Genomic DNA, 23,051 nt, shown 5'->3' with positions numbered 1-23,051 from the left:
ATTTGGTGATAATAGCGGCGCTCAGGTCCGTTAGCAGCTCAACATTGCATTTTTCACCAAAATAACGGCGCTCAGGTCCGTTCTTCTCCAAACTCTTAGGCTCAGGCCCCGTTCCCGCTTTCGTTCATTTCATTGTGCCCTTCAGCGCTATGCTCCATAGCAATGTTCAGTCCATTCCATCTTACTCCCCGCCTATGCAAGCATCGCATCCAACGAACCCCCATCATACTCCCCTCCCCCGCCCCATATACATAATAAAGAACAACACCCGGACGATCGGCGCGGAACATCCGCAAAATCCGCGGAATAAGCTCTAGCAGACGCCGATTTTTTAGCGAATCGAATGGAAGGGGAGATGTGGGCATGTCCGGTGATGAGATTAAGGCGCTGGAAAAATCGATTGCCGAGATTACGGAGATCGCTACTGGATTCGGGCTGGATTTTTACCCGATGCGCTACGAAATTTGTCCTGCCGATATTATCTATACGTTTGGCGCCTACGGAATGCCGACCCGGTTCGGCCACTGGAGCTTCGGCAAAAATTTTCACAAAATGAAATCGCAATACGATTTTGGCCTGAGCAAAATTTATGAGCTCGTCATCAACTCCAATCCCTGCTACGCCTTCCTGCTGGACGGCAACTCCCTGGTCCAAAACAAGCTGATCGTGGCGCATGTGCTGGCTCACTGCGATTTTTTCAAAAACAATGTCCGCTTCTCCATGTCCAACCGCGATATGGTGGAGAGCATGTCGGCCACGGCCGACCGGATCGCCGGCTATTCGGTGACCTACGGCACGGATACGGTCGAAAGCTTCATCGACTCCGTCCTGGCCATCCAGGAGCATGTTGACCCGAGCCTGATCCAGCCGCATAAACTGGGCAAATCCGGACTGCTGGAAGCCAAGCTGAAACGGCAAAAAGAGACCCCGAACCACGCGGCCAAACCGCAAACCGCCTACAGCGAACTATGGGAGCTTGATCAACGCCATGACGCCGCTCCGGGACCCGATCCAGCCGCTAAACGCATGTTTCCGCCCGAGCCGGAGAAAGACCTCGTCTGGTTTATTCAGCAGTATTCCACGGCGCTTGAAGACTGGCAGCGGGACATTATGACAATGCTGCGCGATGAGATGCTTTACTTCTGGCCGCAAATGGAGACGAAAATCATGAACGAAGGCTGGGCTTCGTACTGGCATCAGCGGATCATGCGCGAATTGGATCTGACGCCGGAGGAGACGATCGAATACTCCAAGCTCAACTCTTCGGTGGTGCAGCCTAGCCGGCAAAGCCTCAATCCGTACTATCTGGGGCTGAAAATCTTCGAGGACATCGAACGCCGCTACGACCGCGACAAAATCTTCGAGGTGCGCGAGCTCGATTCGGACATCTCTTTTATCCGCAGCTACATGACCAAACAGCTGGTGAACGATCTGGACTTGTACGTGTTCGAGAAAAAAGGGCCGGAATGGAAGATCACCGACAAAGCGTGGGAGAATGTGCGTGACCAGCTCGTGCTGGCCCGCGTCAACGGCGGTATGCCGTACCTCGTCGTGCAAGACGCCGATTACGAACGCACCGGGGAGCTGCTGATCGTCCATCGTTACGAAAGCATCGAGCTGGACCTGAAGTACCTGGAGCGGACGCTGCCGCATATTTACAATCTCTGGGGGAAGGGCGTGCATCTGCAGACGGTCGTCGAGGATAAAAAGGCGCTGTTTTCTTACGATGGGAAAAAGGTGACCCGGAAGTTTTTGTAGCGGTGCTTATTATAAAAGCAAAACAGCCCGCCGGCATTTGGATATGCGCGGCGGGCTGTTTCGTTATGGGATTTCGTTGGTGGAAGCCCCATCCTGGAGCATTCCATTTAGCGGCACGATAAGCGAAATCTGCGTGGGTTCACTGGAGTCTTTATCAATTTTAAAGCTGTAAGAAAGAAAGAACGCTTGCTCACCATCTATGCCGACATAATTACTAATTACATAATCTCCATCCGGAAGGCAAACGCTGAATTGACCATTCGTTACTCTAGAACTGTACGGAGTTTTCGTTGTCGCATTCTCGAACATCACATAACCATCACCAACAAACGAACGTCCATCGGCATAACTTATTGTTCCGGTAATTAGCTTAGGCATTACAATATCCAAAGGATCGTCAATAAAACTGAAATTAAGGGATGGCCCACTCATCTCATATTTCTCGGTACTAAGCCAAGTCACTTGATAATCGCCCTTGGGGATATAAAAGGTATAATTTCCGTCCTTTATATTAGCATAATATTTCTCGAGAGTGTCTACGTTAATCCGGGTGATGCCTATCCTTCCGGAAGTAATCGCTTTGTTCTCCGAATCTTTAATTGTCCCGGTCACAGCTGCAGGTAAGGTTACCGTCAGCGGACTGGTGAGTAATCCGTCTTTAATTTCAAACAAATGATAGATAGAGATATCTTCATCGTTATCTGAACTATACACATTAGAAACTTGGTATTTCCCATCAGGAAGGTACAGGTTGAAGCTTCCTTTATGAATAAGTGCATGATTATAGTCAAAGGGATTTGAATCAACACTATTAAAGCTTATAATCCCTTCATTAATCGTTTCGTCGTTCGGATACTTAAACGTACCGGTTACTTTCGGAGGCAAAGTGATCTGTATTGTTCCGGAACCGAGCGTTCCATTGTGAACAGTAAAATTGTAACGGACGTTCATCAATTCTTGCATGCCATCGGTGGTTATTTGGTTGATATAGTAATCTCCATCGGGCAGCTGCACACCGAACTTTCCTTTGTTCAGCTTCACTTCGTAATTAAAGCCCCCGTGATCTTCCACACGGTAAAGAAACACCGTCCCATCCCCAAGCATTGTTCCGTCTGAGTACTTAATACTTCCCTGTACGTTTCCGCTTACGTCCGGCGTCGTTACCGGTGGTGTTAGCGGACCCGAAGGACCCCCGCCAATGACTACGGGTGCAGGCGTTGCAGCCGGCTGCTCGACGCCGCCGATCTTAACTTTAACATCGGCACTGCTGTCTTTACCGGCTTCCAGCTTGGTTGGCGCCGTTTCCAGCGAGATTCCTACAGCGTTGATTACTGCCTTGTCGATCTTGCCTTTTCCCGTAACTTCCAGTCCTGCGTTTATATCCAGCGATGAGATCGCCGCTTCGTTCTTCAGTTTATTGCCCGTCGCTTCTTTGCTTACGGTCAGGCTCTGAATCGTGCCCTCCGGAATCTCCACGTTCACATTCCGCGCGTCAACGTTTACCGCTTTATAGCTGCCTTTCAGGCTTACTTTGGAATCAGACGGCAGGTCTTTGGACAGCAACAAAGTGTCTACCTGAGCTCCGCCTACAGACTCAATGGCCGCAGCGGATTGAATCTGGAGGTTGCCCACCGTGGTTGAGCCTTCGGCAACGACCCGCACGCTGCCCTTTTTCTTGTCGACGATTACGTTACCGAGCGTACTTTTGTTGAAATGCACGCTGTTCGCTCCGCCGCCGGAAACGGTTGTGGTTCCTTTGACCGTCACATTCTCCAGCTGCACGTCCCCTTCGCCAATGCCTGCGCCAAGCAGCAGATTGCCGCTGATCGTCGTATTCCGCAAGGTCACATCCTTCGAGTCGATCACTACATCTTGGCCCACGGCTGCATTTCCCGTTTCCGGCCCGTATACGCCTGCGGTTGTGTAGGTTATGCTTGTCCCTTCATGAAATAATGCCAGCGCCCGGTCCAGAATAACAACCGCTTCGGCGCGGCTCGCCGGTTGGGACGGACGGAAGGTATGATCGGCAAAACCCTGCATGATTCCTTTTTCCTGCACGGCATTGACCGCATCTTTGCCCCAAGCCGGAACCGCTGCCATATCGGTGAATCCCGCATCGGCCGAAGGCTTCAGATTCAACAACTTTTTGATCATCACCGCTAATTCCTGCCGCGAAATTTTGTTGCCCGGCCCGAACATATCGTTGCCGTATCCGCTGATATAACCGGCGGCATTTGCCTTTAAGACCTCCGAATATACCCAGCTCTTAGAGGAGACATCCTTGAATGCAACATCCTTTTTCTCCGTAAAACCAAACGATTTATTGATTAATGCAATCAATTCAGCTCTGGTTATGGAATTGGAAGGTTTAAACCGCCCGTCCGGATAACCCGATATGTACCCTTGATCCATCCATGCGCGAATCTGTGGTTCCGCCCAGTTGCCTGCAATATCCGAAGCCGGAGCGGCAAAAACGGAACCAAACGATGATAATGTAAAACAAATTGCAATAAATATGGCGAAGCCTTTCTTCAAAATCGAACTTCTTATTTTTAGCATAATGTTCTCCCTTCGCGGATGAAATCAGTGCTTTCTATTAAATTACACAATATTTCAATTTTTTGCCATATAAAATTTGAAACATCTTTAAATTACCTGCATTTTTTTGTATATCCCCCTAAAATATCAAAAAAAGACTGCTCTTCAGAGCAGTCTCCGATCCTATTCCTCATCTCTTCCGCGGCTCCGCCGGCAGCGTCAGCTTCAGCGGCCCCGTCACCGCTTGGCCGTCCTTGACCTCGATATGCAGATCCAGCGGGTAATAGTCGATCTCCGGTGAGACATAGTAGGTTATATCGTATGCACCATCCGGCAGCGGCACGGTAAACCGGCCGTCGATCACCTCGGCAACATGAATCTCGCCGAATTTTGCGCTGGAATGTATCTCTACGAAACCTTTTGTAACCGGCGTACCATCCGCCTTGACAATCGTACCGCTCAGCTCACGGGATAACCGGATGTCCAGCGATCCGGCCCTCACCTGCCCGTCGGCGACAGTAAATTCTGCGGCAACCGAGGTCGTTTTACCGTCTGCGCCTGTTAAGCTGACAACGTGATATTCACCATCGGGCAAATAAGCGACAAACCGGCCATTCACCACCGGAACGTTGTACCCCCAGTGATAATCCGTGGGCAGCCTTTGCAAGCTTAGCGAGCCGTTAGCCGCCGTACCATCGGCAAAAAGAAGGCTTCCCGCATACTTTGGCGATGCAACCACACGGAGCAATCCACCTGCCGGAACGCCATCTTTCATTGCAAAATTATAATTTAAGAGTTGATCCTCCCTACTCACGTCGCCGAAGAAGGCTTCCACACGGTATATGCCATCGTTCAGCGCCGGAACCGTAAATTCACCGTTCTCTACCGGAACGATGACGCTCGGCGGGTTGTCTACGCCTTGCTGAAAAATCGCCAGCCTGCCGCTGCCCATCCGCAAACCGTTGGCATAAGTAATCGCGCTTCGATCCGATTTGGCAGATGCCGCCGGTGTCCCGGTACCGCCCGATATACTGGACAATGTCCGATCCAAGATAACGACAGCCTCCGCCCGGGTCAACGATGCCGCCGGCTTAAACGTGCCATCCGGATAACCGCCCATTAGGCCGTTGACCGCAGCCATCGCAATCGAAGGTTTGCTCCAGTCCGGACTGGAGACGGTGTCGCTGAACTGCGCAATATAATCTTTCGTTTCGACCTTAAGCAGTTTGCCCAGCATCACCGCCAGCTCCTGACGGGACACCGGCCGGTTTGGCCCAAAACTTCCATCGGCATAGCCCTGAATGTAACCCGCCGCGCCGGCAATTTGCAGTTCGGGATAATACCATTGTCCGCTTACCGCATCCGTAAAATGGATTTCGCGGGTTTGGGTGTACCCGAATGCCCGGTTCACCAGTTTAACCAGCTCCGCCCGCGTAATTTTGTCGTCCGGACGGAATCGGCCGTCCGGATCGCCGGAGACAAGCCCCCGCTCGAGCCAAGCCGTAATCGTCGCATTCGCCCAATGGCCGCCAAGATCGCTTGGCGCAGCAGCGGCCTGAATGCCGGCTGCCGGCATTATAAACAGTTGAGCGGCCAGCAATAGGGCGACGCCCGTTTTTAACCCCACACAATATTTCATTTGAATTCCCCCAGCGAAAAATGGTGAAAAACTGTATGTAAGCGCATTTCACAATCCATACCAGCTTACCATATTTTTCTTGCCGGAGGCTGTCAGTTTATGTCGCTGCCTGCATCCATTTCGTTAGTCGCTCTACAGCCCGGACAAATTCGCACTGGTCCTCGCCGAGGTATCTGGGGCTGCACACATATTCCTATTCCATCACGGCATTTCCTTGCACAGCGCAAACAGCGCGGCAAAAACAGACCTCATTCCCGGAATGAGGTCTAGCTGTCGTTTCAGTTCTTTTTCGGCTCTGCCGGTAAATGCAGCTCCGTGAACCCCCAAGATACGCCGTCCTTGACTTCGAAATGCAGATTCATCGGATAATACTCATTCTCCGGCGAGATATAGTAGGTGACATTGTATGAACCATCCGGCAATGGTATGGTGAACCGGCCGTCTTTCACTTCGGCAACATGAATCTCGCTGGATTTTACGCTGGAGCGGATCTCCAGAGAACCTTTCGCAACCGGTGTGCCGTCCGCTTTGACAACCTTGCCGGTAAGTCCAAGGGCTTGTTTCATTTCCAGCGTACCCGATGTCACCTGTCCGCCGGCGACGACAAAATTATTGGCAACCGAGGTCGTTTTTCCATCTGCACCCAATAGGCTGTAAGCGAGATATTCGCCGTCCGGCAAATAAACGGCAAACCGGCCAGCCACCACCGGAACGCTGTACACCTTGTGATAATCTCCAGGGAGGTTTGTCAGAGAAAGCATGCCGTTAGCGGCTGCACCATCGGAAAAATGAAAGCTGCCCGCATATTTGGGCGGTGCAACCACATGGAGCAAACCGCCTGCCGGAACGCCGTCTTTCATCGTAAAAGTATAATTTAAGAGTTGATTCACCTTGCTTACATCGCCGACGAAGAATTCCACACGGTAAGTGCCATCGGTCAGCGCCGGAACCGTAAATTCACCGTTTTCTACCGGAACGGTGGCGCTCGAAGGATGGTCTACGCCTTGCTGAAAAATCGCCAGCCTGCCGTTGCCCATCCGCAAACCGTTGGCATAAGTAAACGTGCTTCGATCCGATTCGGCGGATGCCGCCGATGTCCCGGTACCTCCCGATATTCCGGACAAGGTCCGGTCCAGAATAACCACCGCCTCCGCCCGGGTCAGCGATTCCGCCGGCTTAAACGTACCGTCCGGATAACCGCCCATCAAGCCGTTAACCGTGGCCATCGCAATCGACGGTTTGCTCCAGGCCGGGCTGGAGACGGTGTCGCTGAACTCCGCAATGTAATCTTTCGTTTCAACCTTAAGCAGTTTGCCCAGCATCACCGCCAGTTCCTGGCGCGACACCGGCCGGTTTGGCCCAAAGCTTCCATCGGCGTAGCCCTGAATGTAACCCGCCGCACCGGCGATTTGCAGTTCGGGATAATACCATTGTCCGCTTACCGCATCCGTAAAATGGATTTCGCGGGTTTGGGTGTACCCGAATGCCCGGTTCACCAGTTTAACCAGCTCCGCCCGCGTAATTTTGTCGTCCGGACGGAATCGGCCGTCCGGATCGCCGGAGACAAGCCCCCGCTCGAGCCAAGCCGTAATCGTCGCATTCGCCCAATGGCCGCCAAGATCGCTTGGCGCAGCAGCGGCCTGAATGCCGGCTGCCGGCATTATAAACAGTTGAGCGGCCAGCAATAGGGCGACGCCCGTTTTTAACCCCACACAATATTTCATTTGAATTCCCCCAGCAAAAAAATGGTATAAAATGTATGTAAGCGCGTTTCACAATCCATACCAGCTTACCATATTTTTCTTGCCGGAGGCTGTCAGTTTATGTCGCTATTTGCTTGGAATTTTACAAGCCTACAGTTCTTCTTGCGTACACCGCAAAACCGGCACGTAAATCTCCATCACTGTGTCGATCCGCGAATGGCAGCGCTCGTCGTAAAATTCAGAGTCAAGCTTGTTATCATCATAAACATAGCCGCTCACAGGAAACCATTCTTCAAAAACGTATTTCCAGGTGCCGCGGATCGCCCGGACAAATGCGTCCTGGTCCCCGCCCGACGTATCGACCGGCGGTGTCGTAAACACCGCATATTCCGCTTCCGGCACCTCTGCCGTCAACATTTCGGGCACAATGCCGCTGTAATCTTCGACAATTACGCCGAGCAGGTACGTTGCCGTCCCGCCATCCGAAGCCGGGATGCAGAGTCCCACTTCGCCGTGTTTGGGCGGATTGAGTAACGCGTACATTTTGCTCTCCAGATTTTCACCGTCATAATCGCTCCAAAAGGAAGCGATATCCTTCGTATAATTTCCTTCCGCCACATTGGTTTGAATACCGTATCCTGCTACTTTAAAAGCCGGTTTGCGGATGATTACTGGGTCCATCAAATATCCTCCTACGGGAACCTCCGAACAGCCGTGGACGTAATATCCATTCATTCTGACCGCGTATTGCGCCGGGCTGTAGCCGAACGCCTTGCGGAATGCTTTGGTAAAGCCGCTCTGCGTTTCAAATCCGTAGTCCAGTGCGATGTCAAGAATTCGCCCGCTTTCGCCAGCTCCACCGAAGCCAGCGACAATCGGCGGCCGCGCACGTACTCCATTACGGACACCCCCTTGCAGAGCGCGAATACGCGGCTAAAATGGTACAGCGAATACCCCGCCTGCGCGGCGATGGCCTCGGCCGTCAAAGTCCCTTTTAAATTTTTCTCAATAAAATCAATGCACTGCTCTATATCTCTGCTGTAGTTCAGGTAAGCCCACCTTCTTCCCGTACGGTGCTTTCATTATAGCAAGCCGGTGCGGCGCCGGTTGTTCCGGAATTGCGGAAAATGAAAAGACCTCATTCCCGGAATGAGGCCAAGATTATAGGGATGTTCCCGCACAGAGCACGCAAAAAAGGAAGAAGGACACCATACGCGTCGCTTCTTCCTTCCGTTAACTCCGGAGTCATTCACCGGTTCAGCAGACTGCCCACATACTTCAGCAGCTCGTTGGCGCAGATCGGGCAGTAGTCATGCTCCTCGATCAGGCGTCTGGAGACCTCGTTGATGCGTTTAAGCTGGCTTTCATCAGGCGTTTTCGAGGAGGTCGTAATCTTGACGATATCCTTGAGATCGGCGAACAGCTTTTTCTCAATGGCTTCGCGCAGCCGGTCGTGATTGCTGTATTCAAACTTTTTACCCTTGCGGGAGTAGGCGCTGATCCGGATCAGAATTTCCTCGCGGAACGCTTTTTTCGCATTTTCCGAGATGCCGATCTGTTCTTCGATGGAACGCATCAGCCGTTCGTCCGGCTCCATCTCCTCGTCGGTCAGCGGATCGCGGATTTTCGTCCAGTTGCAGAACGCTTCGATATTATCGAGGTAGTTCTCGAACAGCGTTTTGGCCGACTCTTCAAAAGAGTACACGAACGCCTTCTGTACCTCGCTTTTGGCGAGCACGTCGTATTCCTTGCGGGCAATCGAGATAAAATTCAGGTAACGCTCGCGTTCCTCCTTCGTAATGGAAGGATGCTGGTCCAAGCCGTCTTTGATGGCCCGGAGCACATCGAGCGCGTTCATGCACTTCAGGTCGCCTTTGATCAGGGCACTGGAGATGCGGTTGATGACGTACCGAGGGTCGATGCCGGACATGCCTTCGTCCAGATACTCGGACTGCATCTCCTTCAGGTCGGCTTCCTTATAGCCTTCAACCTCTTCCCCGTCGTACATCCGCAGCTTTTTGATCAGGTCCATGCCCTGCTTTTTGCTCTCCTTCAGGCGGGTCATGATCGAGAAAATCGCCGCCGCGCGCAGCGCATGGGGCGCAATATGCACATGCTTCATGTCGCTTTGCCCGATCAGTTTCGCGTAAATCTTCTCTTCCTCCGACACCCGGAGGTTATAAGGCACCGGCATGACGATCATGCGGGACTGCAGCGCCTCGTTCTTTTTATTCGCGATAAAGGATTTATATTCGGTTTCGTTGGTATGAGCTACGATGAGTTCATCCGCTGAAATCAACGCGAACCGCCCGGCTTTGAAGTTCCCTTCCTGGGTCAGCGAGAGCAGGTTCCACAGAAACTTCTCGTCGCATTTCAGCATTTCCTGGAACTCCATCAGGCCGCGGTTGGCTTTGTTCAGCTCCCCGTCGAAGCGGTAAGCGCGCGGGTCGGATTCCGAGCCGTATTCGGTAATGGTGGAAAAATCGATGCTCCCCGTCAGGTCGGCAATATCCTGCGACTTCGGATCGGAGGGGCTGAAGGTCCCGATGCCCACCCGCTCTTCTTCGGATAAAAGCACACGCACGACCTTGACCTGTTCGATGTCGCTGCGGTATTCGTTTTTGAGCCGCATCTGGCAGGAAGGGCAGAGGTTACCCTCGATGCGCACGCCCAGCTCCCGTTCGATTTCCGGGCGGAGCTCCAGCGGAATGAGATGCAGCGGCTCTTCATGCATCGGGCAGCCCTCAATGGCGTACACCGCGCCTTCTTCCGTGCGTGAATACTGCTCCAGTCCCCGCTTCAGCAGCGTGACGATCGTCGATTTGCCTCCGCTGACCGGCCCCATCAGCAGCAGGATCCGTTTGCGTACATCGAGGCGGCGGGCGGCGGAATGGAAATACTCCTCCACCAGCTTTTCGACCGCGCGGTCAAGACCGAAAATTTCCCGTTCAAAAAACTTATACCTCTTGCGTCCGTTGATCTCCTCCACGCCGTGCGACTTGATCATGTCGTATACGCGGGAATGGGCCGTCTTTGCGGGAGAGGGGTCTTTTTTCAGCAGTTCTATATAGTCCTTGAAAGTACCGCTCCACGCCAAACGGTCATTCTCAGCCCGATACGATGAGATTCGCTCAAAAATGTCCATAACTCGCTGCCTCCTCTTGCGCTCCAACTTGGCTCCTTTGGCTTTAGAAGTGTATTACATAACTATGCGGCATTCCGGGAATAGTTGACCTCTTTTTTACTGTGCTATAATAGAGAATCGTTATTTCACAAAAGGTGTAAGTCCCTTCTGCGCGAATAATCATGAATTTGCACAGAGGACAGCGCATCTTGTCCGGGAGTGAAGCCGTATGGCCATCAAGCACGAAACGGAGCTGTACGCTCCGCTGAAGCGTTTTTTTGAAGGGCGGGGGTATACCGTCAAAGGGGAGGTCCGTACCTGCGATCTGGTCGGCGTGCGCGAAGGCGAAGAGGAGCCGCTGATCGTGGAGCTGAAAAAGACGTTTAACCTCGCGCTGCTGCTGCAAGGCGTGGAACGTCTGCGCCTCAGCCCGAACGTCTATCTGGCCGTGGAGCGTTCCCGGGATAAAAAAGGCGCGGTGAACCAGCGCTGGGGCGAGCTGACCGGCCTCTGCCGCCGGCTCGGGCTCGGTCTGATCACCGTCATGTTCTATAAAACCAAAACGCCGCTGGTCGAGGTGCTGGCGGAGCCCGGCGCCGCCCCGCCGCAGGCGCGAGGCGGCCAGCGGCGGCGTGAACGCCTTCTCCGCGAGTTCGGCGGGCGCAGCGGCGATTACAATACCGGCGGCAGCACGCGCGTCAAGCTCGTGACCGCCTACCGCGAGAAGGCGCTGCGCGTCGCGCTCGCGCTGCGGGCGGCGGAGCTGGAGGCAGGCGGCGCGTCGGGCAAGGCTGTGCAGGAGGAGCTTGCGCGGGCGCTACGCGCGGATGCAGAGCGGCTGGCGCCGGGCGCTGCGGGAGGCAAGGGGCGCGAGAGAGCTTTGCACGCGAATGCAGGGCTGCTGGAACCGGGCGTAGCCGGAAGCGAGGAGCTTGCGCGGGCGCTACGCGCGGATGCAGAACGGCTGGCGCCGGGCGCTGCGGGAGGCAAGGAGCGAGAGAAGGCGCTACGCGCGGATGCAGGGCTGCTGGAGCCGGGCGTTGCGGGAGGCGAGGAGCGCGGGCGGTGGCTGGCAGACGAGCTCGGCAGCGAGGATTGGCTGCTGCTTGAGATGGAGGAAGCGCCGCCGGGCGCGCTTTCCAGCGAGGCTTGGGATTGGCCGGACGTATCCGGCCAAGACATGTTGCCCGCGGCGACGCTTGTGCCGCGGGCGGAGGTCAACCCGGCGGAGCCCGGGTTGACGGTGGCCGAGACCGCCGCGGGTTACGCCGCGGCGGGGGTGTCGCCGGCGGAGCTGCGCCGGCGGAGCGGGGTCCCCGACGCTGCAGCGATTCTGCAGCGTAACTACTACGGCTGGTTCACCCGTGTGAACCGCGGCCGGTACACGCTGTCGCGCGCAGGCGCGGCAGCCCTAGATGAATATGCCGCCATCGCGGGCTTGGCGGCGGGTAAAGCCTAAGTCCACCCAAGCCAAACGGAGCCGCGATTCCCCACTGATGGAGGGAATCGCGGCTCTGCTTGTCCACGGGCGGATTTTTTGGAGGCTTAAGCCTGCTGTCTCTATTTTTCAAACAAAACCGTCCAAATCACCGCCTTAATCAACCCTCTATTTCAATTAGTGGGATTTCATCCCTCTATTTCAGCCCAAAACGCTTATTCCCAGCAATTAGTGGTATTTCATCCCACTAATTGGGGCAAATCTTCAACTTTCTGCGTTTGCGCTTGAAATAGAGGGACATTTTCCCTCTATTTCGTCCGCCCAAGCGCTTTCGGCTAATTAGAGGGACGTTTTCCCTCTATATCACCCATCTCATCGCTTTAGGCTAATTAGCAGCTGTTTACCCTTATACCCACATCCCTTTATCTCAATCGTCGACCAAACGTCGTTCGCCCCGCCCATTGATCAAAAAAAGAAGCTCTCCTTGCAGCCATAACGCGGCTTAAGGACAGCTTTTTCATTCCTAACACACCAGTTGCTCAAAACCTTACTCCAGCGAACCAGCTCATACCTGCATGTTGTGCAGCAGTCAGTGTGGTTCTATAATGCCCCTCTTCAAGCTGAACCCCATCGCATCAAACCGCAGTTGTTTAAGGTTCTGCAGAGGGTTCCATAATGCAACGGTACCTCGCCGCCTGCTCTGCTTACCGACGCGAAATTCACAGCGGCAACTACCCCAGGGCGTTCCTTCCATCGCTCTACCCGCAATTACTCCCGTTCTCAGCTCCGCGCCGTAAACTCCGTCATCGCTTCGCTGATCAGGTTCATCCCGAGCAGCAGCTCGTCGCGGCCGGGATGGCTGAAGTTGAGGCGGATGTAACCGCCGCCTCCGGTAACCGAGCAGAGCGGCCCGGGTAGGAAAGAGACCCCTTTGGCCGTTGACGCGCGGAGCAGCGCGTTTGCGTCCAGCCCCTCCGGCAGTGTCACCCAAATGAACATGCCGCCTTCCGGCAGATCGTATCCGCAGTTTTTCCAGGCCGGACGCTTCAGCAGCTCCACCATCAGCTTCAGCCGGGTTTTATACTCGCGGTTCAGCAGCTGGATGTGCTCCCGCAGATCGAAGGCCGAGACGCTGAGCAGATGATGGAGCAGCCGCTGGTTCAGCGAGCTTGACTGCCGGTCGGCCAATTGCTTGGCCGCCGTCATCATGCCGACCAGTTCCCGGCTGCCTGCCGCCCAGCCCGTCCGCAGCGCGGGGGCGACCGTTTTACTGAAGGAGCCAATGTACAGCACATGCCCGCCTTCGGCAACATTCTCCAATGCATGCAGGCTCGGATACCGCTGAGCCACCGGCTCGCCGTACCGCTGAAAATGCAAATCTCCGTACGAATCATCTTCCACAATCAGCAGATGATGCTCGATGCACAGCTCCAGCACTTCCTGTCGTCTCCGCCGGCTCCAGAGAATGCCGTTTGGATTCGTGAAGCTCGGCGTGCAGAACAGCATCTTGGGCCGGTGCAGACGGATTTGGCTGCGCAGATGATCCGGCTGCAGCCCTTCCCGGTCGCCGCGTACCGGAACGATAACGGCCCCCTGCATGCGCAGCGCCTGAAGAATGCCCGGGGATGTCGGGTTCTCAACGAGGACGCGGTCGCCGGGATCGATGTAGACCCGGGTCAGCAGGTCGATCGCCTGCTGGCTTCCCGTGGTCAGCAGCAGCCCCCCGTCTCCCGCGATCACATGCTTTTCTTTCAGCCAATCGCCAAGCAGCCACTCCCGCAGCGGACCGTAGCCCTCCGGATCCCCGTACTGCAGCGCATTGGCATCGGCGGAAATCACCGAAGCCGCGGTCTCCGCGAGCAGCGAGAGAGGAAATAATTCTTCCGCAGGCAGCTCCTCCGCCAGCGAAATGATGGCGCCGCGCCCGGCTTCCAGCCGGTAACCCGGCAGCTGCGACGATAAAAGCGTATGCGCCCGTGCCGAAAAGTCATATTTCATACCCTCTCCCCTTTCCTTGGTACCAAGGTATTCCCCGCTTTTCGCCATTATGTCGCCCGGATACGGCTATGCGTACATTTGCTTGGTCTGCCGCGAATAAAGCGCAAATTTCTCAATAGCCTGCGCCCGGGTCGTGACATCCAGCTTCACATAAATTTTCCGCAAATAATTGTCGATGGACCGCCGGCTCACTTCAATCTCCTGCGCGATCTTATCGTAAGTGACGCCCTGGACAATCCGTTCCATAATAAACATCTCCGTCTGCGTCAGCTGCATCACCCGGTCCACGCCTTGCGGGGATGCGGCCGACCGCTGCAGCCCGTGCCGGACCAGATCGAGCGGAAGGGACATGAATCCTTCGCGCAGACTTTCGATCATCAGCAGCAGTTGTCTCGGCGAAGCGCCTTTGGACAAAACTCCGCTGGCTCCCAGCTCAATCAACGGATGATACAGTTCTTTTTCTTCTTCCTCCGTCATGACGATGCAATGGGACTCCGGCGCGCTGTTCTTTATTTCTCCGAGCACGCTTTCTACCGTACCGTCCGGCATCTGATAGTCAAAGAGGATCAGATCCGGCTGCCGGTCCCGGATTGCTGCGACGCCTTCGGTCCACGAGGACATCATCGCCTCGACCTTCAGTTCTCCCCCTTCCTCTAATATCAATTTTGTCCCGAGCATACTGGTGGGATGACAGCCCACAATGACCACCCGCCAAACCTTCATCATTAACGCCCTAACCTCCTGCAACATCTAAAATTTACCCAATATGAAAAAGCCTTTACGGCTCTTCCGGATAACACGCAAGCAAGGATGGTTGATGTCTTGCACGTCCGTTCTCTTTTACCTTGAATACGTCTATCAAAATATTCCAATCACTAGAAATTGTATCGCAGTCGATTCCTTGGTGGCAATTACTTTTTCAGTGTTTTCAGGCCATTGTCCTTTTGCGAATCTTGTCAAAGTTTGATAGAATGGGGACTTGACTAAATCCCCATAAAGCGGAGCTCCGCTTTGAAGCCTATTCGGGCTTTCCGGGACCCTGTCAACTTATGTATTATTCTTCAAAAAAAAGCTTTGAGGTGATGTCATGCAACCCCTAGCGGAATCTCCGGCACACTCCCGCCGTGCGGCGGCGAGAAGCGGCTCTTCCGTCAAATGGTTCCTGCTGTTCTGGATTTTGATGATCGGGCTCGGCGTGTATGCCGTGTACAGCTACACCAACCATCTGAAAGACCAGGTGCTGAGCGAGCTTGGCGCTCAAAACCAGCAACAGCTTTCCGTGCTGAAAACCGATTACGAGACGAAGATTGCAGCGTTGACCGAGCAGGTAGACCAGCTGCAAAGCACCGTTCAGAGCTTCAACGAGCTGTTGACCTTTACGAAGGACAATGCCAGCAACAAAACGGACAACAGCAACAAGCTGTATACCCAGCTCAGCGAAGTCCGTAAGCAGCTTGACGCCCTGAAGAAAGAAATGGATGTTTTGAAATGATGACGCCGGTCAAACGGGTAAACCGTTTTTTTATGATGTTAACCGCTCCATTTCTCGGACTGCTGCTGTGTTTGTGGCGGTATCATCCGCCGCTGGAGCTGAAGCTGAATGTAGCGCCTTATCTGGCCAGCGAGGGACCGGTGCAGGAAACTTCGGCGCTGCAGGACGATCTGAAGCATGCCCAGGCCGCCGCGTCCTCGACCATTGCCGCCGTCGGCAAAAGCGCCAAGCTGTACCAGCAAACGACCAATACGATGAATGCGCTGGTCTCAAACGCCAAAGTCCAAGCCGGCCGGCCGGAGAAAATCTACAACCGCCGGATTACTGCCAAGCTCGGCATTCCTGCCGATGTCCTCAGCAGCGACCGGATTACCATTGAACTTTACCGGCTCAACCCCGGAAATTATAAAGCTTATGCCCTAAAAGTCAAACTCAAAGACGCCTCCGCCATGAAAATGAGCCTGGCCGGCGGCAGCGGCGCCGAAACCACGCTTCACGCCGCGAACCGTTACGGCGCATCGGCCGGCATCAATGCCGGCGGTTTTGCCGACAAGGGCGGCAAACGTTATCCGTTATCCACCACCATGGTGGACGGCCAATATGTCAACGGGTTTGATCCCAGCTTCAAGGATCTCAGCTTCGTCGGGATGAACGCCTCGGGCCAACTGGTCGGCGGCCGTTTCTTCAGCCAGTCCCAGCTTGAGGCGCAGAACCCTGTTTTCGGGGCGACGTTTGTTCCGGTGCTGCTCCAGAACCGGGTAAAGACGGTTATTCCCGACAAATGGAAGCTGTCGCCGCGCCGCGCGCCGCGTACCGTTATCGGGCGTTACAAGGACGACCAGCTGCTCGTACTCGTGGCCGACGGCTACAACGAGAGTGGGACTTCCGGGGCAACGCTGGAAGAACTGCAGAACAAGCTGTATAACATGGGCGTTATCGATGCCTACAATCTGGACGGCGGCGGTTCTTCTTCCCTGATCTTTAAAGGGAAAGTGATCAATCATCCATCGGACGGCAATCTGCGGAAGGTGCCAACCAGCTTTTTATTTTTCAAGTAGAGACACATTAAGCGTGCTTTAGGATTTGTCAATTAACTTTATCGCATTTTCGTTTCCTTTTTCGGCGGCTCAGGGTATAATCAGGATAGCGCATACAGTCCGCCTCTGGAGGTGTCCGGCATGACGTTTTCCTTGACCTTTTGGATTGTTATTCTGGTCTTTCTGATGTTTCTGACCGGTATTCTTACCGCTGCCTACAACGAAGATAAAACCAAAGGATTGTAATTTGTCCTGACGCATTTACGCAAAGAGAGCGCCGCTGACCGCGGCGCTCTCTTTTTTAGGAACACAGGTAATGTTTCTAATGATATGTACAGATTTTGAGGACTAAAAAACCGCTTCCTTTAGCGATCGAGCATCCTTAGGCATGTTTGGACAGTTGGGTCATTTCGCCAAGGCATGCGCCGCAAATATAACGGTCCTTGTATTCGCTGACTTCTTCCATTGAACCGCAGAACACGCATTTGGGACGATAGCGCTCCAGAATGATATGATCGCCCTGCACCAAAATTTCCACCGGGTCTCCTTCATTCATTTGGTATCTTTTACGCAGGGATTTGGGAAGAACGATTCTGCCCAGCTGATCAACTTTCCGAACTACGCCGGCTGGTTTCATGATAAATGCACACTCTCCTGTTCAACTAATAATGAATAACAAAATTCTTCATAATTCAGCACTATTTTTTAATTTCGTTATGAAATTGTCGAATCCTGCTGAAATTATAAAAATTCATAATTTTTTATGTCAGCCCAGGGAAATCCAGCTGGCGCAGCGCTTCATAAACGATAATTGCCGCGGAGTTGGACAGGTTGAGCGAACGGACATCCCCGGTCATCGGCATACGCATGCAGGTTTCTTTGCCGGCTTCCAGAATTTCCGGAGGCAGGCCTTTCGTTTCCTTGCCAAAGACAAAGAAGTCCCCGTCCCGGAATGAAAAATCGGTGTAACGCTTCTGTGCTTTGGTTGTCGCGTAGAAGAAGCGCCCGTCGCTGTATTTTTCCTTCACTTCGGCAAAAGAGTCGTGATATTCGATATGAACGGCGTGCCAGTAATCCAATCCCGCCCGTTTGAGCGTCGCGTCATCCGTCCGGAAGCCGAGAGGGCGAACCAAATGAAGATGAATGCCCGTCGCCGCGCAGGTGCGGGAGATGTTGCCGGTATTGGCCGGAATTTCCGGTTCCACAAGTACAATATGCAATGCCATAGTTATTACGCTTCCCTTCTTGTTGTCTTGTTCATGCAGGATTTCGAAGCCTGCCCAGATTCATTACAGGCCCTCGAACAACTATACATTCGCTTTCGTCCAAGAAAAAACCTTCCGCCTGACGGCGGAAGGTCGGTTCATCCCGTTCATTAGCCTTGCGTTTGACGGAAGTGATTCATGAAATCGGCCAGCGCCTTTACACTTTCATAAGGGACTGCGTTGTAAATGGAGGCGCGAAGCCCGCCTACGCTGCGGTGTCCCTTTAAGCCGATAAAACCTTCCTTCTCGGAAGCTTTGATGAACTGTTTCTCCAGTTCCTCCGATTCCATGCGGAACGTGACGTTCATGATGGAACGGCTGCCCTGCTCGGCCACGCCGCGGAAGAAACCGCCGCTGCCGTCAATGGTATCGTAGAGGAGACCCGCTTTATCGCGGTTTTTCTGCTCAACGCCGGCCAGACCGCCTTGCTCTTCGATCCAGCGCAGCACTTCGTTAACCATATATACCGAATAAGATGGAGGTGTGTTGTAGAGCGAGTTGTTCTTGTAATGGGTGCTGTACCGCAGTATCGTCGGAATCGTCGCCGGAGATTCGGCGATCAGCTCTTCCTTGGCGATGACCACCGTTACGCCGGAAGGCCCCAAATTCTTCTGCGCGCCGGCATAGATCAAGCCGAACTGGTTGACGTCGAAGGTACGGCTAAGAATATCGCTGGACATGTCTGCCACGAGCGGAATGCTGCCCGCATCCGGATACGCGGCATACTGCGTACCTTCGATCGTCTCGTTGGATGTCACATGCAGATATGCGGCATTGTCGGCAGCCTTGATGCTGGAAAGCTCCGGAATCGCCAGGAACTTCTTATCCTCCGACGTTGCCGCGACATGCGCGCCTCCCGTCAGCTTGGCTTCCTTGAATGCCTTGTCCGCCCAGCTGCCCGTCATGACATAACTTCCCACTTGCCCCTCGGAGATCAGGTTCATCGGCACCATGGCAAATTGGGTGCTGGCTCCGCCCTGAATGAACAGCACTTTATATCCTTGCGGATTGCCAAGAAGCGAAAGCAGGCGCTCCTGTGCTTCATTATGCACGGATTCGTATATTGCCCCGCGGTGCGACATTTCCATGATCGACATTCCGCTTTCCCGAAAATCAACGAATTCCGCTTGCGCGCGTTCCAACACGGTCAACGGCAGCGCCGCCGGTCCGGCGTTAAAGTTGTATGCTCTCTTGCTCAAAACTTCCCCCACCCTTTCTCTCCTACGAATATGGAATATGGTTATGATAGCAGCAATGTTCCACCCCAGCAAGTATAATTATTCACATAAAACGTAAGCTCAAACCTCGCTAAAGGGCAAAAAAACGGTAAAAACGGCGCCAATGCTTGCTGTGACGCGGTAAAACATTGATGTTCACAAATACTTCCGGCGAAATTACATGTCGTTCTCCCCAAAGCGCGATCCGGGCAGCCCTGAAGTCTCCGCTTTCCCTGACACCGGCACCGCTCGGCAAATGCCGCAGCTCCCAGTACCACTCTGCTTCTGCCTGCTCCCAGCCCGCAGGTTTACCGTAGAACGGACGATCCGGTTCCCGGTTCCAGCGCACAATGCCTCCGGAGATATCGAGCAGTCCGACAGTATACTCCGATTCGGGTTCATCCACCCGGGGCGTTCCGGACCAGCTCAGCTCATACCCCGCCCCCACCTTAGCGCCATTAATCCCTACAAAGTTATGGATGTACTCCTCCGTGTCGATCGGCTTTGTCCCCGTATTCTCCAGTTCATAGGCAATCTCCAGGATATCGCCATGCAGCGAGACGGTTTTGTTCAATCGCATGCTGTACCCGCGGCAATCCAGCGGCTCTACCGTATAGGTAATCCGTCCTTCTGCGGCCTGCACGTGTTTTTCAAACGGGATTAGCGGAAATTCATGATGAAAAAGATACGGCTCGGCGTTTTGCTTTTGCAGCAAGCCTACGCCAAGCTTCGGGAACCATTCCCCGACCTCGGCTTCTTCATAGCCGATTGCCCGGGAAATGCCATATTCGCCGCAGAGTCCGATCCCGCCGGTGCCCTGGCCTGGCTGCAGGCTCTCCGGCACGCAAAACGTATGTTTCGCCGTTCCCGCCGCCAGCGTCACTTGGGTAATGAATCCTGTCCAGTCAAAACGGGTACCGCTGTAGCTGCCAACATCAGCAAGCTCTACCGTTAAAATCCCATTGGATAGTTGATGCGCCATTTTCATCTTCCTCTCTGGCCATTCTTGCACAGATGATAATGCCCCGACAATTTATAAAGAGCGTCCGCTGCCGGATCGGCAGCGGACGCCCGAATGATCTTTTACTATTATACCAGTTTAACTTCCAGCAGATGCGTTTCGCCTTCAGCCAGTGCGGCAATTACCTCGCGCGGAATCAGCACACCCTCTGAGACGCGCTGAAGCGTCACCACAGCGCCATTCAGCAGGGCGGAGTCTATTTCATACTCTCCGAACTCGGCGCCTCCTGTGGCCGTATAGACGACTTTCAGACGGCGGTCTGCAAAAAGAGTCGTAATGGCAGCCTGATGGTTATCATCAAATTGTTCATTAACCAGTTTAGGCTGCAGCAAGAGGTCGCCCAGCTTGCCTTTAACGCCAAACACTTCCGTCACCATCGTCAGCAGCATCCAACTGGCCGAACCGGTCAGATAAGTATACATGCCCCGTCCGCGCTCGTTGATGTACTCCGGAATGCCCGGATACATCCGGCTCCGTTCAAAATCGGCACTCAGCTGATACAGGGAGTCCAGCACCTTGCGTCCTTCGCGGACATAACCGCGTTTATACAGCGCGTTGCCGTACATCACGGTCATATGGCTGAACATGGCCCCGTTTTCCTTATGCCCGAAAGCAAAGCCGAACGCACGGCCCAGGTTTTGTTGAATGCCGCCAAAGTTGGAGTTGAGGCGGTAGCCGATTTTCACATCCAGCAGATTGCGTTCCACCGCGGAGATGATTTGCGGAATTTGTTCTTCCGTAGCCGCGTAGCCAAGAAGCGGGAATACCTGACCCGTCAAGGTCATGCGTACGCCTTGTTCGAACTCTCCTTCGACCCGTTCGGAATCGTTATTGTAGTAACCGTTGAACCAGCCGTCACCCTGGCTGCTGCTCACCCATTCATTTTGGCGCAGGTGGGCAAAAATCCATTCCGCCTTCTCCGCCAGGTCGGCTGCGACCTGCTCCAGATCAAGCGCTGCGCGGCGGCCGCTCACTTGGTTAGGCGCAGCGGCATAAAACCGGTTCAGCTGTTCCTGCTTCGCGGCAACCGAGCTGTAATCCACTGCCTCGCCCAGCCGATCCAGGAGAAGCGTCATTTCTTCGGCCAGCTCCAGCTGCTGCAAGCCTTTGCGTTCCTTCAATGTGCGCAGCAAGCCGGACAGCTCCAGCAGGTTGCTGGCGTAGAAGGCCGTGAAGGTGACGCTTTCTCCGCGCTGTGCCGCCATATCCAGGCCGTCGTTCCAGTCCGCGCCTTCGAGCAGAATGTTGTTATGTTCGCCGACATTGAAGAACGGAACGAGGTTTTGCAGCAAGATATGCTCCAGAATCGTGCCCATATATACTTCGCCGTCTTCGCTGCGCAATTGACTGCCTGCTGCCGGCTCCCAGGACGTATCGCGAACCTTGCAGTGATTCATAAAGGAATCACGGAAATAGGTTTGTTCCTGCAGCAGGAAATCCAGATCTCCGCTTTGATTCAGGTACAGCCATGTCGTCAGGAACGGCCAAGCCCCGTGATCCATCCAAACCCGCGGAATATTGTTGCGGTCGGCGATAAACTCGCCCGGTTGCTGGCCGATGATCGTGGCGTTGCTGCCATCGATGCGGACGCCGGCATAGTTGTTCAGCAGCAGGCTGCGCACATCGGCCGGCTCCATGATCAGCAACGCCAGGCAGTCCTGCCACAGGTCCCGCCAGCCCCGGCCGCCGCGTCCATAGTCATGGTACGGCAGGAATGAGTTGCCGTAAAGTCTGCGCAGTACCGGCTGCAGCGTCACCCATTTCATCCATGCATCGACAGCCGGTTCGCCGGACTCAAACTGCACCGTATTCACTTTATCCGCCCAGAAGGAGCGGGTTTCTTCCAGCAGCTCGTCAAAGCTGGCTTCGTTGCCGTATTTGTCCATTAGCGCCGCGACATCAATCCGTTCTTTATCGATGGCCAGGATAAGGATATAAGCCCAGCTTTGACCCGGCTTCAGCTTGGCAGCCGCAAATCTCAGTCCGCCCAGCGCCTCGTAGCCTTCGACGTCCACGCCTCCGCCTTCGCAAATCGGCGGCTGTACATTGCGCACAACGGCTTCCGGCCAATCCAGGCTTCCGCCTTCGCCGATAAACTCCTCTTGTACCGGGAAAAATCCGACCGGTGCTGTACCGTCCGCTTCTGCTCCGAACACGCCGTAGGACGTGTGGTTTATGCGGTGGCCGCGTTCGTCAAAAGACAATGCGGGCTGCACTTCGACACCGAAGGCTGAAGTATAGGTACGGTTCAGAAGCGAAGTTACATGCCGGTGGTCCCGCAGATCGTCCGCGGAGCGGGCATACAGCGGCACCGCTGCCGTTGGAGTAACCGTCAGCGTCTCGCTGCCGACATTGGTCAGCACGACTTTCATCAGCTCAACCTTATCGTTGCCGCTAGGCACAAAGCTGGTAATCTCCGAGCGCAAGCCCAACTCCTTACTTTCACGCGCGACTTTATGCCACAGCAGCCCTGCCTCAAGCTGGGTCTCTTCCGCTGAATCTTCATAAGCGAGCGCGTTTTGTCTGGCGGAGTTACCCGCTGCAGACCATGCGCCTTTGCCTTCGGCATACACCCAAAAATTCCGTGATGCCCGGGAATTGTGCAGATCCTCCACCGACAGTGGCGGTGTCAGGAAGCTGTTATGGCCCGAAGTAACTTGTCCATGAAGATTGGGCGAAACAGTGGACATCATTCCCCCTTCATTGACAAGCGGAAAATATAAATAACTGCTTCGTCCGGCTTCCCGGAGCCGGAAGTCTCCGTTCTTTCCTGTAAACTCCCAGCCCGTTTTCGATTGACTCAAGCGATTCATCCCCTCTA

The 23,051-nt window shown here is 54.2% G+C and carries 15 protein-coding genes and 2 pseudogenes; 5 read left to right on the top strand and 12 right to left on the bottom strand.

Translation table 11 applies throughout. The features are described 5' to 3' along the window. Nucleotides 1-363: 363 nt before the first annotated feature. The gene (locus BMW84_RS00325) at nt 364-1,758 is read left to right on the top strand and encodes a SpoVR family protein (protein WP_091063155.1); all 1,395 of its coding nucleotides are present in this window, start codon (nt 364-366) and stop codon (nt 1,756-1,758) included. A gap of 63 nt (nt 1,759-1,821) precedes the next feature. Here BMW84_RS00325 and BMW84_RS00320 read toward each other — a convergent pair whose 3' ends face one another. From BMW84_RS00320 to BMW84_RS00300, 5 genes are all read right to left on the bottom strand, one after another. Continuing rightward, a complete protein-coding gene (locus BMW84_RS00320; protein ID WP_091063153.1) occupies nt 1,822-4,317 on the bottom strand; it encodes an S-layer homology domain-containing protein in 2,496 nt (831 codons plus the stop codon). Between the two features lie 169 nt (nt 4,318-4,486). Next, complete coding sequence (locus BMW84_RS00315) at nt 4,487-5,935, bottom strand: S-layer homology domain-containing protein (protein WP_091063151.1); 1,449 nt, start codon at nt 5,933-5,935, stop codon at nt 4,487-4,489. A gap of 278 nt (nt 5,936-6,213) precedes the next feature. Further along, on the bottom strand, nt 6,214-7,659 hold the full coding sequence (locus BMW84_RS00310) for an S-layer homology domain-containing protein (protein ID WP_091063149.1): 1,446 nt from the start codon (nt 7,657-7,659) through the stop codon (nt 6,214-6,216). Between the two features lie 129 nt (nt 7,660-7,788). Beyond that, nucleotides 7,789-8,319, bottom strand: coding sequence for a GyrI-like domain-containing protein (locus BMW84_RS00305; protein WP_254772819.1), 531 nt, complete (start codon nt 8,317-8,319; stop codon nt 7,789-7,791). Between the two features lie 568 nt (nt 8,320-8,887). Then, nucleotides 8,888-10,783: a PrkA family serine protein kinase gene (locus BMW84_RS00300; RefSeq protein WP_091063147.1), complete on the bottom strand. Its 1,896-nt coding sequence runs from the start codon at nt 10,781-10,783 to the stop codon at nt 8,888-8,890. Between the two features lie 208 nt (nt 10,784-10,991). Between BMW84_RS00300 and BMW84_RS00295 the strand changes: the two are divergent. Continuing rightward, nucleotides 10,992-11,564, top strand: a pseudogene (locus BMW84_RS00295) (DUF2161 family putative PD-(D/E)XK-type phosphodiesterase); the annotation flags it as partial. 480 nt (nt 11,565-12,044) lie between these two features. Next, a pseudogene (locus BMW84_RS24980) lies at nt 12,045-12,221 on the top strand (DUF2161 family putative PD-(D/E)XK-type phosphodiesterase); the annotation flags it as partial. A gap of 759 nt (nt 12,222-12,980) precedes the next feature. Here the strand turns inward: BMW84_RS24980 and BMW84_RS00285 are convergent. Together BMW84_RS00285 and BMW84_RS00280 are read right to left on the bottom strand one after the other, a co-directional pair. Next, nucleotides 12,981-14,198 carry an aminotransferase-like domain-containing protein gene (locus tag BMW84_RS00285; RefSeq protein WP_091063145.1) on the bottom strand — a complete coding sequence of 406 codons (1,218 nt, stop codon included), beginning with the start codon at nt 14,196-14,198 and terminating at the stop codon, nt 12,981-12,983. Between the two features lie 66 nt (nt 14,199-14,264). Then, complete coding sequence (locus BMW84_RS00280; protein ID WP_091063143.1) at nt 14,265-14,924, bottom strand: response regulator transcription factor; 660 nt, start codon at nt 14,922-14,924, stop codon at nt 14,265-14,267. Nucleotides 14,925-15,285: 361 nt separating this feature from the next. On the opposite strand from BMW84_RS00280, the gene BMW84_RS00275 reads away from it, so the two are divergent. Continuing rightward, entirely contained in the window at nt 15,286-15,690 is a 405-nt protein-coding gene (locus BMW84_RS00275) for a hypothetical protein (RefSeq protein ID WP_091063141.1), read from the top strand. Beyond that, nucleotides 15,687-16,748 carry a phosphodiester glycosidase family protein gene (locus BMW84_RS00270; RefSeq protein WP_091063139.1) on the top strand — a complete coding sequence of 354 codons (1,062 nt, stop codon included), beginning with the start codon at nt 15,687-15,689 and terminating at the stop codon, nt 16,746-16,748. The genes BMW84_RS00275 and BMW84_RS00270 overlap by 4 nt, the downstream gene beginning before the upstream one ends. Nucleotides 16,749-17,109: 361 nt before the next feature. Here BMW84_RS00270 and BMW84_RS00265 read toward each other — a convergent pair whose 3' ends face one another. From BMW84_RS00265 to BMW84_RS00245, 5 genes are all read right to left on the bottom strand, one after another. Next, the gene (locus BMW84_RS00265; RefSeq protein ID WP_091063138.1) at nt 17,110-17,364 is read right to left on the bottom strand and encodes an AbrB/MazE/SpoVT family DNA-binding domain-containing protein; all 255 of its coding nucleotides are present in this window, start codon (nt 17,362-17,364) and stop codon (nt 17,110-17,112) included. A 124-nt stretch (nt 17,365-17,488) separates the two neighbouring features. Then, nucleotides 17,489-17,953 (bottom strand): tRNA (uridine(34)/cytosine(34)/5-carboxymethylaminomethyluridine(34)-2'-O)-methyltransferase TrmL, encoded by a 465-nt coding sequence (gene trmL / locus BMW84_RS00260; protein ID WP_091063136.1) that lies wholly within the window; start codon nt 17,951-17,953, stop codon nt 17,489-17,491. Nucleotides 17,954-18,102: 149 nt separating this feature from the next. Continuing rightward, nucleotides 18,103-19,191, bottom strand: a complete 1,089-nt coding sequence (serC, locus tag BMW84_RS00255) for a 3-phosphoserine/phosphohydroxythreonine transaminase (protein ID WP_091067842.1) — start codon at nt 19,189-19,191, stop codon at nt 18,103-18,105. Nucleotides 19,192-19,300: 109 nt separating this feature from the next. Beyond that, nucleotides 19,301-20,191, bottom strand: coding sequence for a hypothetical protein (locus BMW84_RS00250; protein WP_091063133.1), 891 nt, complete (start codon nt 20,189-20,191; stop codon nt 19,301-19,303). Nucleotides 20,192-20,298: 107 nt separating this feature from the next. Continuing rightward, complete coding sequence (locus tag BMW84_RS00245) at nt 20,299-23,034, bottom strand: GH36-type glycosyl hydrolase domain-containing protein (RefSeq protein ID WP_254772817.1); 2,736 nt, start codon at nt 23,032-23,034, stop codon at nt 20,299-20,301. Between the last annotated feature and the right edge of the window lie 17 nt (nt 23,035-23,051).

This window comes from Paenibacillus sp. NFR01, from assembly GCF_900111565.1.
Taxonomy (GTDB): domain Bacteria; phylum Bacillota; class Bacilli; order Paenibacillales; family Paenibacillaceae; genus Paenibacillus_AQ.
The sequence above is the reverse complement of the archived record's forward strand: the minus strand, read 5'-3'. Positions and strand labels throughout refer to the sequence as shown.

What these genes read in the sequence shown, in the direction of transcription:
- BMW84_RS00310 (WP_091063149.1), bottom strand. Translation starts at nt 7,659, where the DNA reads ATGAAATATTGTGTGGGGTTAAAAACGGGCGTCGCCCTATTGCTGGCC.
- BMW84_RS00300 (WP_091063147.1), bottom strand. Translation starts at nt 10,783, where the DNA reads ATGGACATTTTTGAGCGAATCTCATCGTATCGGGCTGAGAATGACCGT.
- BMW84_RS00325 (WP_091063155.1), top strand. Translation starts at nt 364, where the DNA reads ATGTCCGGTGATGAGATTAAGGCGCTGGAAAAATCGATTGCCGAGATT.
- BMW84_RS00270 (WP_091063139.1), top strand. Translation starts at nt 15,687, where the DNA reads ATGATGACGCCGGTCAAACGGGTAAACCGTTTTTTTATGATGTTAACC.
- BMW84_RS00285 (WP_091063145.1), bottom strand. Translation starts at nt 14,198, where the DNA reads ATGAAATATGACTTTTCGGCACGGGCGCATACGCTTTTATCGTCGCAG.
- BMW84_RS00250 (WP_091063133.1), bottom strand. Translation starts at nt 20,191, where the DNA reads ATGGCGCATCAACTATCCAATGGGATTTTAACGGTAGAGCTTGCTGAT.
- BMW84_RS00305 (WP_254772819.1), bottom strand. Translation starts at nt 8,319, where the DNA reads ATGGACCCAGTAATCATCCGCAAACCGGCTTTTAAAGTAGCAGGATAC.
- trmL (WP_091063136.1), bottom strand. Translation starts at nt 17,953, where the DNA reads ATGGCATTGCATATTGTACTTGTGGAACCGGAAATTCCGGCCAATACC.
- BMW84_RS00280 (WP_091063143.1), bottom strand. Translation starts at nt 14,924, where the DNA reads ATGATGAAGGTTTGGCGGGTGGTCATTGTGGGCTGTCATCCCACCAGT.
- BMW84_RS00320 (WP_091063153.1), bottom strand. Translation starts at nt 4,317, where the DNA reads ATGCTAAAAATAAGAAGTTCGATTTTGAAGAAAGGCTTCGCCATATTT.
- BMW84_RS00265 (WP_091063138.1), bottom strand. Translation starts at nt 17,364, where the DNA reads ATGAAACCAGCCGGCGTAGTTCGGAAAGTTGATCAGCTGGGCAGAATC.
- BMW84_RS00275 (WP_091063141.1), top strand. Translation starts at nt 15,286, where the DNA reads ATGCAACCCCTAGCGGAATCTCCGGCACACTCCCGCCGTGCGGCGGCG.
- BMW84_RS00315 (WP_091063151.1), bottom strand. Translation starts at nt 5,935, where the DNA reads ATGAAATATTGTGTGGGGTTAAAAACGGGCGTCGCCCTATTGCTGGCC.